Origin of the sequence: Enterococcus sp. 1001283B150225_161107_E12, from assembly GCF_015556925.1 — a bacterium.
In the GTDB taxonomy this organism is placed as follows: domain Bacteria; phylum Bacillota; class Bacilli; order Lactobacillales; family Enterococcaceae; genus Enterococcus_B; species Enterococcus_B mundtii.
On sequence record NZ_JADNNI010000033.1, the window covers coordinates 1 to 1,754 of the forward strand.

The window sequence follows — 1,754 nt, forward strand, 5'->3', positions numbered from 1 at the left end:
GATCAGCTTGGTGTGAATACGATCCGTACATTGAGTGTTGATGCAGTACAAAAAGCAAATTCAGGACATCCGGGGTTACCAATGGGTGCCGCGCCAATGGCTTATGCCCTTTGGACGAAACACTTGAAAGTGAATCCGAAAACTTCTAAAAACTGGGCAGACCGTGACCGTTTTGTCTTATCTGCGGGACATGGTTCAGCGATGTTGTACAGCTTGTTACACTTAGCAGGGTACCAAGTGACGATTGATGACTTGAAACAATTCCGTCAATGGGATTCAAAAACACCGGGACACCCTGAGGTCAACCATACGGACGGCGTCGAAGCAACGACTGGTCCTTTAGGTCAAGGGATCGCGATGGCTGTTGGGATGGCAATGGCAGAAGCGCATCTAGCTGCGACCTATAACAAAGATCAATTCAACGTCGTTGATCATTATACGTATGCGTTATGTGGCGATGGCGACTTGATGGAAGGCGTGTCTCAAGAAGCAAGTTCGATGGCTGGTCATATGAAACTTGGTAAATTGATCGTTTTATACGATTCAAACGATATTTCTTTAGATGGACCAACCTCAAAAGCCTTCACTGAAAATGTTGGCGCACGGTATGAAGCTTACGGTTGGCAACATATCTTGGTCAAAGACGGCAATGATTTAGAAGCCATCTCAAAAGCAATCGAAGAAGCGAAAGCCGAAACAGACAAACCGACATTGATCGAAGTGAAAACGGTCATCGGATTTGGTGCACCAAACCAAGGAACTTCTGCGGTCCACGGCGCACCACTTGGCTTAGAAGGCATTCAAAAAGCCAAAGAGATCTATGGTTGGGAATACCCTGACTTTACCGTACCAGAAGAAGTGGCGGAACGCTTCCGTCAAACGATGGTTGAAGAAGGCGAAAAAGCTGAAAATGCTTGGCGTGAGATGTTCGCAGCATACAAAGCAGCATATCCAGAATTAGCGCAACAATTCGAAGATGCTTTTGCTGGGAAATTACCTGAGAATTGGGATGCAGAGCTTCCAACATACGACGAAGGTGAAAGCCAAGCGAGTCGTGTTTCAAGTAAAGAAGTCATCCAAGAATTATCAAAAGCGATCCCAAGTTTCTGGGGTGGTTCTGCCGATCTATCCGGTTCAAACAATACGATGGTCACAGCAGACAAAGACTTCACGCCTGAACACTATGAAGGCCGCAACATTTGGTTTGGTGTTCGTGAGTTTGCGATGGCATCAGCGATGAACGGGATCCAATTGCATGGCGGTACCCGGATCTATGGGGGAACATTCTTTGTCTTTGTGGATTACTTGCGACCAGCTGTGCGTTTAGCAGCGATCCAAAACACGCCAGTCATTTATGTCTTGACCCATGACTCTGTAGCAGTTGGTGAAGATGGCCCGACGCATGAGCCAGTGGAACAATTGGCTTCGGTTAGAAGTATGCCAGGTGTCCATGTCTTACGTCCGGCGGACGGGAACGAAACTCGTGCGGCATGGAAAGTAGCGATGGAATCCACAGATACACCAACGATCTTAGTCTTGAGTCGTCAAAATCTACCAGTTCTTCCAACAACGAAAGAAGTGGCAGATGATATGGTTAAAAAAGGTGCCTATGTCTTGTCTCCGGCTAAAGGGGAACAACCAGAAGGAATCTTGATCGCGACAGGTTCAGAAGTGGATCTAGCTGTTAAAGCGCAAAAAGTATTGGCGGAACAAGGAAAAGATGTCTCAGTGGTTTCTATGCCAAGTTTTGATTT

At 46.7% G+C, this 1,754-nt stretch carries 1 protein-coding gene; it reads left to right on the top strand.

From position 1 onward, the window contains the following. A partial coding sequence (gene tkt / locus I2F89_RS15370) for a transketolase (RefSeq protein WP_195514605.1) occupies nucleotides 1-1,754 on the top strand: 1,754 nt, incomplete at both ends.